Here is a 14704-nt window from a genome sequence, read left to right on the forward strand (position 1 = left end):
CCACTCTGAAAAGCAGGAGGCGCGAGGCGGTCGACAGACCTCTCGCCGGTCCTCGCCCACGGTGAAAACCGGCCCCGGCCGGTGAAGCTCTCAGGCCCATGACAGAGGGGGAGCCCCGCCCGGCGCACCGCCGGGCAGGGCTGCCCCGTCGTGCGCCATCCGCACGGCACCGTTCCCGGCCGAGACACCTGGCGGCCGGTCCGTCCCTCTCAGGAGCACCGATGTCCGACGCAGCCTCGAACCTTCCCGCCGCCCCCGGGCCCGACGACGACGACCTCCGCGGTGCCGAGGCGTCCGCCGTGCTCGACGGCGACGTCGTCCTCTCCGACGACGGCACCGAGGGCATCGCCACGGGGCCGGGCGGCGACCCCGACCTGAGCGGTTCCGACGAACCCGACGAGCGCTTCAGTCCGCTGCACGAGGTGCACGTCGCCGCCGGCGCCGTGTTCACCGACTTCGCGGGCTGGCAGATGCCCGTCCGCTACGACTCCGACCTCGCCGAGCACCACGCCGTCCGCACCGCCGCCGGGCTCTTCGACCTCTCGCACATGGCCGAGATCGCCGTCGTCGGGCCGGACGCCGGCGCCTTCCTCGACCACGCCCTGGCCGGCACGCTCTCGACCATCGCCGTCGGGCGGGCGAAGTACTCGCTCCTGCTGGCCGCCGAGGGCGGGATCGTCGACGACCTCGTCGTCTACCGCCTCGACGAGCACGACTACCTCGTGGTGGCCAACGCGGGAAACCGCGAGGTGGCGTTCGCGGCCCTCGCGACCCGCGCCTCCGGGTTCGACGTCACGGTCGACGACGAGAGCGACGACACCGCGCTGATCGCGGTCCAGGGGCCCGAGAGCGAGGGCGTGCTCGACGAACTCGTCACGGCCGACCGCCTCCAGCCCGACGCCCCGCTGTCGACGCTGCGTTACTACCGCGTGCTGCAGGCCACCTTCGACGACGCCCCCGTGCTGATCGCGCGCACCGGGTACACCGGCGAGGACGGCTTCGAGCTCTACGTCGACCCCGAGACCGCCCCGTCGCTGTGGGCCGCGATCGCCGAGGCCGGCGGACCCCGAGGGCTCGTCCCCGCGGGGCTGGCCAGCCGCGACACGCTCCGCCTCGAGGCCGGCATGCCGCTTTACGGCCACGAGCTCGGCCTCGACGTCCGCCCCGACCAGGCGGGGCTCGGCCGGGTCGTCGACACCTCGAAGGACTTCGTCGGGCGCTCGAACGTCGAGCCCACCGCCGGCGCCCGCGTCCTCGTCGGACTGACGCTCACCGGGCGTCGGGCGGCGCGGGCGGGCTACCCGGTCGTCACCGACGACGGCACCGTCGTCGGCGAGGTCACGAGCGGCGCGCTGTCGCCCACCCTCGGCCACCCGGTGGCCATGGCCTACGTCGACCCCGACGTCGTCGACCGCGGTCCCGCACTGGCCGTCGACGTCCGCGGCACCGCCGTCGCCGCCACCGTCGTCCCGCTGCCCTTCTACAAGCGCTCCTAGGCACCCCCTCCCTCGAAAGGACCGGCCATGACCGATCTCACCGCACTGAAGTACACCGCCGAGCACGAGTGGCTCCTGATCGACGGCGACACCGCCACCGTGGGCATCACCGACTACGCGGCCGACAAGCTGGGCGACGTCGTCTACGTCGACCTTCCCGCCGAGGGCACCGAGGTCGAGACCGGCACGGTGGTCGGCGAGATCGAGTCGACGAAGTCGGTCGGCGAGCTCTTCGCCCCCGCGCTCGGCACCGTGCTCGAGGCCAACCAGGCCGTCGTCGACAGCCCCGACCTCGTCAACAGCGACCCGTTCGGCGAGGGCTGGCTCATCAAGATCACCCTGTCGTCGACCGACGGCCAGGGCCTGCTCTCGCGCGACGAGTACGTCGCGCTGACCGCCGAATGAGCGCCGGGCAGACGGGCGGGTCCGTCTTCGGCGGCTGGTCCGACCAGGTCGCCACCGGCTTCGTCGACCGCCACGTCGGCACCACGCCGGGTGACCAGGCGACGATGCTCGCCGCCGTGGGGCACGACAGCGTCGAGTCGCTCGTCGCGGCCGCCGTGCCCGACGCGATCCACGCCGCGGCCGTCGAGGGCAGCGTGCTGCCCGAGCCGATCGGCGAAGAAGAGGCGCTCGCCGAGCTGCGCGCCCTGGCGGGGCGCAACCGCGTCTCGCGCAGCCTCCTCGGTCTCGGGTACTACGACACCGTCACCCCGGCCGTCATCCAGCGCAACGTGCTCGAGAACCCCAGCTGGTACACCGCGTACACGCCGTACCAGCCCGAGATCTCGCAGGGTCGACTCGAGGCCCTCATCAACTTCCAGACGATGGTGGCCGAGCTGACCGGGCTCACGACGGCCAACGCGTCGATGCTCGACGAGGGCACGGCCGTCGTCGAGGGCATGCTGCTGGCCCGCCGGGCGTCGAAGGCGAAGACCGACGTCTTCGTCGTCGACAGCGACACCTTCCCGCAGACCAAGGCCCTGCTCGCCGGCCGCGCCGAGGCCGTCGGGATCGAACTCGTCGAGCTCGACCTCTCGGTGCTCGACCCCGCCGAGTTGCCCGAGTCGTTCGGCCTCTTCGTGCAGTACCCCGCGGCGTCCGGGTCCGTCTGGAGCCCTCGCGCCGTCGTCGAGGCGGTCCACGCCCAGGGCGGCCTGGCCGTCGTCGCCGCCGACCTGCTTGCGCTCACGCTGATCGAGGCACCCGGCGAGTTCGGGGCGGACGTCGCCGTCGGCACGAGCCAGCGGTTCGGCGTGCCGATGGGCTTCGGCGGCCCGCACGCGGGCTACATGGCCGTCCGCACCGGACTCGAGCGTCAGCTGCCCGGTCGCCTGGTCGGGGTCTCGCAGGACGCCGTCGGCCAGCCCGCCTACCGCCTCAGCCTGCAGACCCGCGAGCAGCACATCCGCCGCGAGAAGGCCACGTCGAACATCTGCACCGCGCAGGTGCTGCTCGCCGTGATGGCGTCGATGTACGCGGTCTACCACGGCCCCTGGGGGCTGCGGCACATCGCGACGCGCGTGCACGGCCACGCCTCCGACCTGGCGGCCGCGATCGGGGCGAGCGAGCTCGAGCTCGAGCGGGACTCGTTCTTCGACACCCTCCAGGTCTTCGTCCCGGGTCGGGCGGCCGAGATCGTCGCCGCGGCCCACGATCGGGGCTACCTGCTGCACGCCGTCGACGACGACTGCGTCCGTCTCTCGTTCGACGAGACCACGACGGCCGACGACGTCCGGGCCGTCGCCGAGGTGCTCGGCGTCGACCTGCTCGACGGCGCCGCGCCCTCGGGCCTGCAGGAGGCGCTGCTGCGGACGAGCGACTACCTCACGCACCCGGTCTTCCGCACCCACCGCAGCGAGACCAGCATGATGCGCTACCTCAAGCACCTCGCCGACAAGGACTACGCGCTCGACCGCGGCATGATCCCGCTCGGCAGCTGCACGATGAAGCTCAACGCGGCGACCGAGATGGCCGCGGTCACCTGGCCCGAGTTCGCCGGCGTACACCCGTTCGCCCCGGCGGACGACGTGGCGGGTTACCTCGACCTGATAGGCCAGCTCGAAGGGTGGCTGGCCGAGGTCACGGGCTACGACACCGTCTCGCTGCAGCCCAACGCCGGCAGCCAGGGCGAGCTGGCCGGTCTGCTCGCGATCCGCGGCTACCACCTGTCGAACGGCGACGTCGAGCGCACGGTCTGCCTGATCCCGCAGAGCGCGCACGGCACCAACGCGGCCAGCGCGGTGCTCGCGGGCATGCGCGTCGTCGTGGTCGCCTGCGACGAGGGCGGCAACGTCGACCTCGACGACCTGCGGGCCAAGGTCGAGCAGCACGCGGCCCAGCTCGCGGCGCTGATGATCACCTACCCGTCGACGCACGGCGTGTACGAGCACGACATCGTCGCCCTCACCGACGCGGTGCACGCGGCCGGCGGCCAGGTCTACGTGGACGGGGCGAACCTCAACGCCCTGCTCGGCGTGGCTCGGTTCGGCGACTTCGGCGGCGACGTCTCGCACCTCAACCTGCACAAGACCTTCTGCATCCCGCACGGTGGCGGCGGTCCGGGCGTGGGTCCTGTCGCGGCCAAGGCCCACCTCGCACCGTTCCTGCCCGGCCACCCGATGGCCCAGCAGGCCGACCGCCGAACCGGGGCCGCCCCCGCGGCCGACGGCGACCGCCTCGCCCACGCCGGTGTGCCGGTGTCGAGCGCTCCGTACGGGTCGCCGAGCATCCTGCCGATCAGCTGGGCCTACGTGCGCATGATGGGCACCGAGGGCCTCACCCGGGCGACCGGGGCGGCCGTCCTGGCGGCCAACTACGTCGCCGCCCGCCTGCGCGAGCACTTCCCGGTGCTGTACGCGGGCGAGAACGGCCTCGTGGCGCACGAGTGCATCCTCGACCTGCGACCGTTGCGCGACGCGACCGGGGTCACCGTCGACGACGTGGCCAAACGCCTCATCGACTACGGCTTCCACGCCCCGACCATGTCGTTCCCCGTCGCGGGCACCCTCATGGTCGAGCCGACCGAGAGCGAGGACCTGGCCGAGATCGACCGCTTCGTCGATGCCATGATCGCGATCAAGGGCGAGGCCGACGAGGTGGCCTCCGGTCGGTACACCGCCGAGTCGAGCCCGTTGCGCGGGGCGCCGCACACGGCCGAGTCGGTCGTGGTCGGCGAGTGGACCGCCGAGTACGGGCGCGAAGAGGCCGTGTACCCGGTCCGCTCGCTCGTGCGCGGCAAGTACTGGCCGCCGGTGCGTCGGATCGACCAGGCCTACGGTGACCGCAACCTGTTCTGCAACTGCCCGCCGGCCGAGGCGTTCGCCTAGGCCACGGCCCGCTCCACGGACGGGAAACCGTCACCGCCCGATCCCGTCGGGCGGTGACGGTTTCCTCTGGGTCCCTCGGACGTCGGCCGCCGAGTGTCGCGGAGGGCGTTCACGTAGCGGCGACCGTCCCGATCGACGCCCGGGGGACAGCTCACGCTGTGTGGCTAGCTCGGATCGCCGTGACCCGTGCGTCCATCAGACTCGCCCCCCGGACGGGTGTCAAGACCCGGTTCCGGCCGTGGCGGTCCGGTTCGGCCCACCCGGGGTGTCAGGACGGGAGGCCGAAGAGCGCCGGGAAGGTCGTGGCGGCCCACGGGTAGCCCACGAAGACGGCCGCGTCCATCAGGACGTGCGCGACGACGAGCGGCAGCACCCGGCCGAAGCGCACGTAGAGCCAGCCGAACGCGACGCCCATGACGACGTTGCCCACGAACGCGCCGAACCCCTGGTAGAGGTGGTAGCTGCCCCGCAGCAGGGCCGCCGTCACGATGATCGACCAGGTCCGCCAGCCGAGGTCGCGGAGGCGCGCGAACAGGTACGCGACGACGATCACCTCTTCCGTCACGCCGGCCCGCAGGGCCGAGAGCAGCAGCACGGGGACGGTCCACCAGTGCTCGCCGAGGTTCGTCGGCACCACCGTGACGGTGAGGTCGAGGGCTTTGCCCGCGAGGTAGAGGCCGATGCCCGGGATGCCGATCGCGAGGGCCAGGCCAACGCCACCGAGGGTGTCCCGGCCGGCGCGCGAGAAGTCGACGCCGAGCCGACCCAGGTGTGGCCGCTCCTCGCGCCACAGCAGGAAGGCCACGAGCAGCACCGGCACGAGGTCGACCGCCACGCCGAGCACCTGGTAGGCGAGGTCGAAGAACTCGCGACTGCTGAGCGGCGAGTTCAGCGTGGCGGTCTGCTGCGACAGCGCGGTCTGCTGGGTGAGCCGGTTCACGATCGAGAGCACCGAGTACACGGCCGACGCGCCGAGCGAGAGACCGAGGACGATCGCGATCTCGACCCGGAGGCGCGCTCGGGTCATCCGTGCCGGGCGCGGTGCGAGGTCATCGGGTGGTGTCGCGGCGGGGGTGGGGTCGTGGGGGCGGCTCACGGGGGCGATCGTACGGGACCGGCGTGGGTGGGCCGACCCGCGCCTCCTGCCGTGGCGGAGAACAATACCTGCCAGGTGGCGGATTTCTCGCAGCCGATTCATGCGAACTTCAGGCCTCACGCGCAACGAACTGCATGCCGACGCAACGATCCGGCGAGTTGGTTTCCGTCGTGTAACCGTTGTCGTCGGGGTTTGGTGATGCCCGAACGGGATGCCTAGGCTCACACCATCCAACGCGGCACGGCCCCTGGGCACAGTGCTGCGTCCTTTCCCGCATCAGGAGGAACATTGAAGAAGACGCGCATGGGCCTGTCGGCCGTCGCCGTCGTGGGGACGGCAGCACTCGTCCTCACCGGTTGCGCCAGCGGCAGCGGGGACGACAACTCGTCGTCCGGTGACGCTTCCGCGATCATCAAGACGAACGGCACCGAGCCCGAAAACCCGCTCGTCCCGTCGAACACCACCGAGACCGGCGGTGGCCGCATCGTCACCTCGATCTTCGCCGGTCTGGTCAGCTACAACGCCGACGGCACCACCAAGAACGAGGTCGCCGAGAGCATCGAGAGCGACGACGCCACCGTGTGGACCGTCACCCTCAAGGACGGCTGGAAGTTCACCGACGGCACCGACGTCACGAGCGAGTCGTTCACGAAGGCCTGGAACTGGGCCGCCAGCTTCGACAACGTCGCGAACTCGTCCGGCAGCTCGTTCTTCGAGAACTTCAAGGGCTACAGCGACACCGCGCAGAGCGACCTCGACCTCACCGTCGAGAGCCCGACCGAGTTCACGGTCACGCTCAACACCCCCGAGGCCGACTTCCCCCTGCGCCTCGGCTACTCGGCCTACTCGCCGCTGCCGGAATCGTTCTACGCCGACCCCGCCGCGTTCGGTGAGAACCCGGTCGGCAACGGTCCGTACATGCTCGACGGTGAAGGCGCCTGGACGCACAACCAGGGCATCAAGCTCAAGACGAACCCCGACTACGACGGCAACCGCAAGCCGAAGAACGGCGGGCTCGACATCAACTTCTACACCTCGCTCGACTCGGCCTACGCCGACGTGCAGGGTGGCAACCTCGACGTGCTCGACCAGATCGGCCCGGCGGCGTTCCAGACGTACCAGAGCGACTTCCCCGACACGAACGTCAACCAGCCCGCCGCGGTCTTCCAGGGCATGACGATCCCGCAGTACCTCGCGCACTTCGGCGACGACGAAGAGGGCAACCTGCGTCGTCAGGCCATCTCGATGTCCATCAACCGCGACGACGTCACGAAGGTCATCTTCCAGGGCACGCGGACGCCGGCCAAGGACTTCACCTCGCCCGTCATCCCCGGTTACACCGACAAGCTCGAGGGCGAGAGCGTCCTCTCGTTCGACGCCGACAAGGCCAAGGACCTCTGGGACCAGGCCGACGCGATCTCGCCCTACGGCGACACCACGTTCACCATCGGCTACAACTCCGACGGTGGACACCAGGAGTGGGTGGACGCGGTCACCGCGAACATCTCGAAAACGCTGGGCATCAAGGCCGAGGGCAAGCCCTACCCGACCTTCGCCGAGTTCCGCACCGACGCCTCGGGTGGTGCCATGACCGGCGCCTTCCGTTCGGGCTGGCAGGCCGACTACCCGTCGCTGTACAACTTCCTGTACCCGACGATGGCCACGAGCGGCAGCTCGAACGACGGCAAGTACTCGAACCCCGAGTTCGACGACCTGCTCGCCGAGGGCAGCGCGGCGAGCGACGTCGACGACGCGAACGCCTCGTACCAGAAGGCTCAGGAGGTCCTGCTCAAGGACCTGCCGATCATCCCGCTGTGGTATGCGAACGTCAACGGCGTCTGGGCCGACACGGTGAGCAACGTCGAGTACGGCTGGGACTCCGTGCCGATCTACGAGAACATCACCAAGTAACCAAGTAAGGTCGTCGCTCACGCGCTCGACCGACGCTCGAGGGGGTCCGGGCAGTGTTCGCACTGTCCGGGCCCCTTCGGCGGGCCCACCCACCCCTCCCTCCACACGATTGCGATAACGATGCACGCGCAGACGTCCGAGGAAGCCTGATGCTCTGGTACACCGGACGCCGGCTCCTCCAACTGATCCCCGTCTTCTTCGGGGCGACGTTCCTCATCTACTTCATGGTCTTCGCGCTGCCCGGTGACCCCGTGGCGGCGCTGTTCGGTGACAAGACCCCGTCGCCGGCCGTCATCGAGGCCATCCGCGCCGAGTACAACCTCGACCAGCCGTTCATCGTGCAGTACCTGCTGTACATCGGCGGCCTCTTCACCGGCGACCTCGGCACGACCTTCTCCGGTCGTCCCGTGGTCGACGAGCTGATCCGGGCGTTCCCCATCACGTTCCGACTCGCGATGCTCGCCCTGCTCTTCGAGGCCGTCGCCGGCATCGTCGTCGGTCTGATCGCGGGCCTCCGCAAGGGCAAGCTCTTCGACACGAGCGCCCTCGTCGTCAGCCTGTTGCTGATCTCGGTGCCGACGTTCGTCATCGGCTTCCTGCTGCAGTACGTCTTCGGCATCCAGCTCGGCCTGTTCCGCACGACGGTCAGCTCTCAGGCGCCGTGGGACGAACTGGTCCTGCCGGCCATCGTGCTCGCCTCGGTGTCGTTCGCGTACATCGTGCGGCTGACCCGCGCCTCCGTGTCCGAGAACTCGAGCGCCGACTTCGTGCGCACCGCCTCGGCCAAGGGGCTCACCCGTGGCCGCGTCGTCACCGTGCACATCCTGCGCAACTCGCTCGTCCCCGTCGTCACCTATCTCGGTGTCGACATCGGTTCGCTGATGGTCGGTGCCATCGTCACCGAGGGAATCTTCAACATCCAGGGCGTCGGCGGCACCGTCTACCGAGCGATCACGCTCGGCGAGGGCCCCACCGTCGTCTCGTTCGTCGCCGTGATGGTGATCATCTTCATGATCGCCAACCTCCTCGTCGACCTGCTGTACGCCCTTCTCGACCCGAGGATCCGCTATGCCAAGTAACGACTCGTCGGCGTTGTCCGCCGACCACTTCGTCGCCGATCTCGACGAGACGCCCGTCAAGGCCGTCGACGCGATCGACGAGTCCGAGAAACCCCGCAGCAGCTGGAACGACGCGTGGGACGCCATGAAGCGTCGCCCGACGTTCTGGATCGCGGCGTTCCTCATCGTCGTCGTCATCGTGGTGGCGCTCTTCCCCGGGCTGTTCACCAGCGTCTCGCCGACCGCCGCCGACCTGCCCCGGAGCAACGAGGGTCCGTCGGCCGGCCATCTGCTCGGTTTCACGTTCCAGGGCACCGACGTGTTCGCCCGCATCGTCTGGGGCACCCGTGCCTCGCTGACCGTCGGTCTGATCGCGACGATCATCGTCACCGTCGTCGGCATCGTGATCGGCTCGCTGGCCGGCTTCTACGGCGGATGGCTCGACGCGGTCGTCTCGCGCATCGGCGACATCTTCTTCGCGATCCCCACCGTCCTCGGTGCCATCGTGCTGATGTCGATCCTGCCGACTCGGACGCCGCTCACCGTTGCTCTCGTGCTGTCGGTGTTCGCCTGGCCCCAGATCGCGCGTGTCATGCGCGGTTCGGTCCTCAGCGCCCGGGCCGCCGACTACGTGACGGCCTCGGCCGCGCTCGGGGTGTCCCGCTTCCGCATCCTGGTCCGGCACGTCGTGCCGAACGCCATCACCCCGGTCATCGTCGTGGCGACCGTCTCGCTCGGAACGTTCATCGTGGCCGAGGCGACGCTGTCGTTCCTCGGCATCGGGCTGCCGCCGAGCACCATGTCCTGGGGCAACGACATCAACGCGGCCCGCAACTCGCTCCGTGTCGCGCCGATGCCCCTGTTCTGGCCCGCGGCGGCGCTGTCCGTGACGGTGCTGTCGTTCCTCCTCATGGGCGACGTCGTGCGCGACGCCCTCGACCCGAAGGCGAGGGCACGTCGATGACCGACACCTCAACCCGACCCGAGACGGCCGGCACCGCGTCGTCGTCGACGCCCCTGCTCGAGATCAAGGGCCTGAAGATCGGCTTCAAGACGCAGGCCGGGTACGTCGACGCCGTGCGCGGGGTCGACCTGACGATCCGCCAGGGCGAGAGCCTCGCGATCGTGGGCGAGTCCGGCTCGGGCAAGTCGACGACCGCCACGTCGATCATCGACCTGCTGCCCGGCACGGGTGAAGTCACGGGTGGCCAGATCCTCTTCGAGGGCAAGGACCTCACGAAGGTCAGCGCGTCCGAGATGCAGGCCATCCGCGGTCGCGACATCGGCTACGTGCCGCAGGACCCCATGTCGAACCTCAACCCCGTGTGGAGCATCGGCTTCCAGGTCGAGGAGGCCATCCGGGCGAACGGCGTCGCGACGGGCAAGCAGGCCGTGCGCCAGCGAGCCGTCGACGTCCTGAAAGAGGCCGGACTCAACGACGCGGGCGACCGCCTCAAGCAGTTCCCGCACCAGTTCTCGGGCGGCATGCGCCAGCGTGTGCTCATCGGGATCGGCCTGTCGTCGCGGCCCAAGCTCCTGATCGCGGACGAGCCCACCTCGGCCCTCGACGTGACCGTCCAGCGACGCATCCTCGACCACCTCGAGACCCTGACCCGCGACTACGGCACCTCGGTGCTCTTCATCACGCACGACCTCGGCCTCGCCGCCGAACGGGCCGAGAAGCTCGTCGTCATGTACAAGGGTCGCGTCGTCGAGTCGGGGCCTTCCCAGGAGATCCTCGCCAACCCTCAGCACCCCTACACGCAGCGACTCGTCGCCGCCGCTCCTTCGCTGGCCAGCCAGCGCATCCAGTCGAGCATCGCGCCCACGCACTCCCACGGGCTCGCGATCTCCGACGAAGGCGCCGACGACGCCGAGCTCATCGCTCGCGCCCGTCAGCGCGAGGAGGCCGGCAAGAAGGACTCCGAGTACATCTCGGTGACGAACCTGTCCAAGGTCTACAAGATCCGTCAGGGCGGGTTCAAGACCACCGATCTGCGGGCCGTCGACGACGTGTCGTTCTCGATCCCGCGGGGCACGACCATGGCGCTCGTGGGCGAGTCCGGCTCGGGCAAGTCGACCGTGGCCAAGCTCGTCCTCCAGCTCGAGTCGATCACGTCGGGCACCGTGTCGGTCGACGGGCAGAGCGTCGGAGCCCTGAAGGGCCGAGACCTCTTCGACTTCCGTCGTCGGGTCCAGCCGGTCTTCCAGGACCCCTACGGTTCGCTCGACCCCATGTACAGCGTGGGCAACACGATCGCCGAACCGCTCGTCACGCACGGCATCGGCGACCGGTCCAGTCGTCAGGCCCGCGTCCGCGAGTTGCTCGATCAGGTGTCCCTGCCCGCGTCGACGGTCAACCGGTACCCGAACGAGCTCTCCGGTGGTCAGCGCCAGCGCATCGCCGTCGCTCGGGCGCTCGCGCTCAAGCCCGACGTCATCGTCCTCGACGAGGCGGTCTCGGCCCTGGACGTCCTCGTCCAGGGGCAGATCCTCGACCTGCTCACCGACCTGCAGACCGAACTCGGGCTGACCTACCTCTTCATCACGCACGACCTCGCCGTCGTCCGCCTCATCGCGGACAACGTCAGCGTCATGCAGAAGGGTCGCGTCGTCGAGGCGGGCACGACCGACGACATCTTCGCGAACCCGGCCCAGCAGTACACGCGCGAACTGCTCGAAGCGATCCCCGGCGCGAACTTCGAGTTCGGCCGCTGAGTCGTTCCGCGACCACGAAGGGCCCCGCCGGACGGCGGGGCCCTTCGTGGTCGCGGACGTCGGTCGGCGTCAGGCGCTGTAGGTGAAGTTCCAGGTCTTGGACCCCGAGTAGTACGTGCAGGCCGACGTGATCGTGAGTCCGGTCTGGCGGTACGTCTTGGCCCCGGCGTTGCAGGCGTTCAGGGACGAGTAACCGGGTGAGGTGCTGGCGACCGCCGCTTGTGCGGCAGCAGGGGCGGCGACGGCGCCGGCGACGAGGCCGAGACCCAACAACACGGATGCGATGCGCTTGTTCATGGTGTCCTCCGTTCGGTGGGCGAGTGGCCCAGGACTCCACGCTCCCACCGGCACCAAAAGGTGACAAGAGGTCATGTGGAGGACCGGAAGCGTCCCCCTCGCCCTCGGGAAACCCTCGGCGGAGGGGTCCCTTTACCACGTGCCGTAGACTGTCTTCGCCGGGCTCTGACCCGACCACTTCCCCCTCTCTCTTCTCGTAAGGAATACATCCATGGCGACTGCCATCCGCAGCGACCTGCGCAACGTGGCGATCGTGGCCCACGTCGACCACGGCAAGACGACCCTCGTCGACGCCATGCTCAAGCAGACCAACTCGTTCGACGCGCACTTCGACACCGAAGACCGCATGATGGACGGCAACGAGCTCGAGCGTGAGAAGGGCATCACGATCCTCGCGAAGAACACCTCGGTGCTCTACAACGGTGCCCACGCGACCGACGGCCCGATCACCATCAACGTGATCGACACCCCCGGCCACGCCGACTTCGGCGGTGAGGTCGAGCGCGGCCTGTCGATGGTCGACGGCGTCGTGCTGCTCGTCGACGCGTCCGAGGGCCCGCTGCCCCAGACGCGCTTCGTGCTCCGCAAGGCCCTCGCGGCCAAGCTGCCCGTCATCCTGCTGGTCAACAAGACCGACCGTCCCGACGCGCGCATCGACGAGGTCGTCGCCGAGAGCCAGGACCTCCTGCTCGGCCTCGCCAGCGACCTGAGCGAAGAGGTCGACGACCTCGACCTCGACGCCATCCTCAACGTGCCCGTCGTCTACGCCTCGGGTCGCAACGGCGCCGCGTCGACGAACAAGCCCGACGACGGCTCGCTGCCCGACAACCCCGACCTCGAGCCCCTCTTCGAGGCGATCCTCACCCACGTGCCGGCGCCGCGCTACGACGACGAGCACCCCCTGCAGGCGCACGTCACGAACCTGGACGCCTCGCCGTTCCTCGGTCGTCTCGCGCTCCTCCGCGTCTTCCACGGCACCCTGCAGAAGGGCCAGACGGTCGCCTGGGTCAAGTCCGACGGCTCGGTCCAGAACGCACGCATCACCGAGCTGTTGATCACGAAGGCCCTCAGCCGCTATCCCGCCGAGAGCGCAGGCCCCGGTGACATCGTCGCCGTCGCCGGCTTCGACACCATCACCATCGGCGAGACGCTGTCCGACCCGGACGACGTCCGCCCGCTGCCGACCATCACGGTCGACGACCCGGCCATCTCGATGACCATCGGCACGAACACCTCGCCCATCATCGGCAAGGTCAAGGGCCACAAGCTGACCGCCCGCATGGTGAAGGACCGCCTCGACCGCGAACTGGTCGGAAACGTCTCGCTCAAGGTCCTCGACGTCGGACGCCCCGACGCGTGGGAGGTCCAGGGCCGCGGCGAGCTCGCGCTGGCCATCCTCGTCGAGCAGATGCGTCGCGAGGGCTTCGAGCTCACCGTCGGCAAGCCCCAGGTCGTCACGCGTCGTGACGAGAACGGCAAGCTGCAAGAGCCGTTCGAGCACATGACCATCGACGTGCCCGACGAGTACCTCGGTGCCGTCACGCAGCTCATGGCCGCCCGCAAGGGCCGCATGGAGAACATGGCGAACCACGGCTCGGGCTGGGTGCGCATGGAGTTCATCGTCCCCTCGCGCGGCCTGATCGGCTTCCGCACGCAGTTCCTCACCGACACGCGCGGCACCGGCATCGCCAACGGCATCAGCCACGGCTACGGCCCCTGGGCCGGCGAGATCTCGACCCGCACCAACGGCTCGATCATCGCCGACCGCTCGGGCGTCGTCACGCCCTTCGCGATCATCAACCTGCAAGAGCGCATGTCGTTCTTCGTGCAGCCGACCGAAGAGGTCTACGAGGGCATGGTGGTGGGCGAGAACTCGCGCGCCGACGACATGGACGTCAACATCACCAAAGAGAAGAAGCTGACCAACATGCGTCAGTCGACGGCCGACAACTTCGAGTCGATGACGCCCTCCAAGGTGCTGTCCCTCGAAGAAGCCCTCGAGTTCGCCGGTGACGACGAGTGCGTCGAGGTCACCCCCGACGCCATCCGCATCCGCAAGGTCGAGCTCGACGCGTCGGCTCGCCAGCGCAGCACCGCTCGCCTGAAGAAGCAGAACGCGTAAGCGGCACCGCTCCACAGCACCATCCGCCGAGGAGGCGGTCCGCACCACCGCGGGCCGCCTCCTTCGTGCATGGTCGGCACGTTCTGCGCCGGTCCCCAGCGGCCACCGTTAACCTCGCGGAGTGCTGATCCAGAAGACGACCCTCGCCCGCTCTGCCGCCACGCTCGCGCTGGCGGCCGGCCTCGTGGCCGGCCTCACCGCCTGCGGTGAGGGCTCGCCCGTCGACAACATCGTGGGCGGCGCGGTCGACAGCGGCATCGAAGACCTCAAGGGCACCGCGCAGAAGGCCGTCGAGGACGCGGCAGGCGAGGCGCTGAACGGTGCAGGCATCACGACCGACGGCACCCTGCCCGCGAGCTTCCCGGCCGAGGTGCCGCTCGTCCCGGGGACGACCCGTGGTGGGGGAGCAGGTCCCGACGGCACCGGATGGGTCGCCCAGATCACCGTCTCGGGGGCCGACCAGTTCGCCGTCGCCCAGCAGCAGCTCGAGGCCGCCGGCTACACGGCCTCGGGGGTCGACACCGACGCCGAGAGCGGCTTCGGCACCTTCACCGGCTCCGCGTACCGCGTCGTGCTCACCGTCTCGACCGACAGCGAGGGTCAGGCGATCGCCACGTACGTCGTCACGTCCGTCTGACCACCCGCGGTGAGCGCCTCGGTCCCGGCGGGTCCCGATC

11 protein-coding genes and 1 riboswitch are annotated in these 14704 nt (G+C 69.6%); of the genes, 9 read left to right on the forward strand and 2 right to left on the reverse strand.

The window, feature by feature from the left end:
- Positions 1-112, forward strand: a riboswitch (glycine riboswitch).
- 262 nt (positions 113-374) lie between these two features.
- From gcvT to gcvP, 3 genes are read left to right on the forward strand one after another with little or no spacing between them, the layout of a single operon-like run.
- Positions 375-1496, forward strand: a complete 1122-nt coding sequence (gene gcvT / locus ASE87_RS13665; protein ID WP_056229713.1) for a glycine cleavage system aminomethyltransferase GcvT — start codon at positions 375-377, stop codon at positions 1494-1496.
- A 27-nt stretch (positions 1497-1523) separates the two neighbouring features.
- A complete protein-coding gene (gcvH, locus tag ASE87_RS13670) occupies positions 1524-1901 on the forward strand; it encodes a glycine cleavage system protein GcvH (RefSeq protein WP_043595477.1) in 378 nt (125 codons plus the stop codon).
- Complete coding sequence (gcvP, locus tag ASE87_RS13675) at positions 1898-4825, forward strand: aminomethyl-transferring glycine dehydrogenase (RefSeq protein WP_082452631.1); 2928 nt, start codon at positions 1898-1900, stop codon at positions 4823-4825. The genes gcvH and gcvP overlap by 4 nt, the downstream gene beginning before the upstream one ends.
- A gap of 268 nt (positions 4826-5093) precedes the next feature.
- Here the strand turns inward: gcvP and ASE87_RS13680 are convergent, their stop codons facing one another.
- Positions 5094-5852, reverse strand: a complete 759-nt coding sequence (locus ASE87_RS13680) for a CPBP family intramembrane glutamic endopeptidase (RefSeq protein ID WP_043595475.1) — start codon at positions 5850-5852, stop codon at positions 5094-5096.
- 357 nt (positions 5853-6209) lie between these two features.
- On the opposite strand from ASE87_RS13680, the gene ASE87_RS13685 reads away from it, so the two are divergent.
- The 4 genes from ASE87_RS13685 to ASE87_RS13700 all read left to right on the forward strand — a co-directional run bounded on the left by ASE87_RS13685 (position 6210) and on the right by ASE87_RS13700 (position 11608).
- Positions 6210-7832 carry an ABC transporter substrate-binding protein gene (locus tag ASE87_RS13685; protein WP_056229244.1) on the forward strand — a complete coding sequence of 541 codons (1623 nt, stop codon included), beginning with the start codon at positions 6210-6212 and terminating at the stop codon, positions 7830-7832.
- 149 nt (positions 7833-7981) lie between these two features.
- The gene (locus ASE87_RS13690; RefSeq protein WP_043595472.1) at positions 7982-8911 is read left to right on the forward strand and encodes an ABC transporter permease; all 930 of its coding nucleotides are present in this window, start codon (positions 7982-7984) and stop codon (positions 8909-8911) included.
- Positions 8901-9854: an ABC transporter permease gene (locus tag ASE87_RS13695; protein WP_043595470.1), complete on the forward strand. Its 954-nt coding sequence runs from the start codon at positions 8901-8903 to the stop codon at positions 9852-9854. Before ASE87_RS13690 ends, ASE87_RS13695 begins: the two co-directional genes overlap by 11 nt.
- Positions 9851-11608, forward strand: coding sequence for an ABC transporter ATP-binding protein (locus tag ASE87_RS13700; RefSeq protein ID WP_043595469.1), 1758 nt, complete (start codon positions 9851-9853; stop codon positions 11606-11608). Before ASE87_RS13695 ends, ASE87_RS13700 begins: the two co-directional genes overlap by 4 nt.
- 69 nt (positions 11609-11677) lie before the next feature.
- Here the strand turns inward: ASE87_RS13700 and ASE87_RS13705 are convergent, their stop codons facing one another.
- Positions 11678-11905 (reverse strand): hypothetical protein, encoded by a 228-nt coding sequence (locus ASE87_RS13705; RefSeq protein ID WP_056229247.1) that lies wholly within the window; start codon positions 11903-11905, stop codon positions 11678-11680.
- A 211-nt stretch (positions 11906-12116) separates the two neighbouring features.
- Here ASE87_RS13705 and typA point away from each other — a divergent pair, with 211 nt between their 5' ends.
- Both typA and ASE87_RS13715 read left to right on the forward strand, forming a co-directional pair.
- Entirely contained in the window at positions 12117-14027 is a 1911-nt protein-coding gene (typA, locus tag ASE87_RS13710; RefSeq protein ID WP_043595466.1) for a translational GTPase TypA, read from the forward strand.
- A 121-nt stretch (positions 14028-14148) separates the two neighbouring features.
- A complete protein-coding gene (locus ASE87_RS13715) occupies positions 14149-14664 on the forward strand; it encodes a hypothetical protein (RefSeq protein WP_137848249.1) in 516 nt (171 codons plus the stop codon).
- The last annotated feature ends 40 nt before the right edge of the window (positions 14665-14704 follow it).

The organism is Frigoribacterium sp. Leaf44, assembly GCF_001421865.1.
Classification (GTDB): domain Bacteria; phylum Actinomycetota; class Actinomycetes; order Actinomycetales; family Microbacteriaceae; genus Frigoribacterium.

Excerpts from the sequence above, each read along its gene's own strand:
- gcvH (WP_043595477.1), top strand. The coding sequence starts at position 1,524 with ATGACCGATCTCACCGCACTGAAGTACACCGCCGAGCACGAGTGGCTC.
- gcvP (WP_082452631.1), top strand. The coding sequence starts at position 1,898 with ATGAGCGCCGGGCAGACGGGCGGGTCCGTCTTCGGCGGCTGGTCCGAC.
- ASE87_RS13680 (WP_043595475.1), bottom strand. The coding sequence starts at position 5,852 with ATGACCCGAGCGCGCCTCCGGGTCGAGATCGCGATCGTCCTCGGTCTC.
- ASE87_RS13690 (WP_043595472.1), top strand. The coding sequence starts at position 7,982 with ATGCTCTGGTACACCGGACGCCGGCTCCTCCAACTGATCCCCGTCTTC.
- ASE87_RS13695 (WP_043595470.1), top strand. The coding sequence starts at position 8,901 with ATGCCAAGTAACGACTCGTCGGCGTTGTCCGCCGACCACTTCGTCGCC.
- ASE87_RS13700 (WP_043595469.1), top strand. The coding sequence starts at position 9,851 with ATGACCGACACCTCAACCCGACCCGAGACGGCCGGCACCGCGTCGTCG.
- ASE87_RS13705 (WP_056229247.1), bottom strand. The coding sequence starts at position 11,905 with ATGAACAAGCGCATCGCATCCGTGTTGTTGGGTCTCGGCCTCGTCGCC.
- typA (WP_043595466.1), top strand. The coding sequence starts at position 12,117 with ATGGCGACTGCCATCCGCAGCGACCTGCGCAACGTGGCGATCGTGGCC.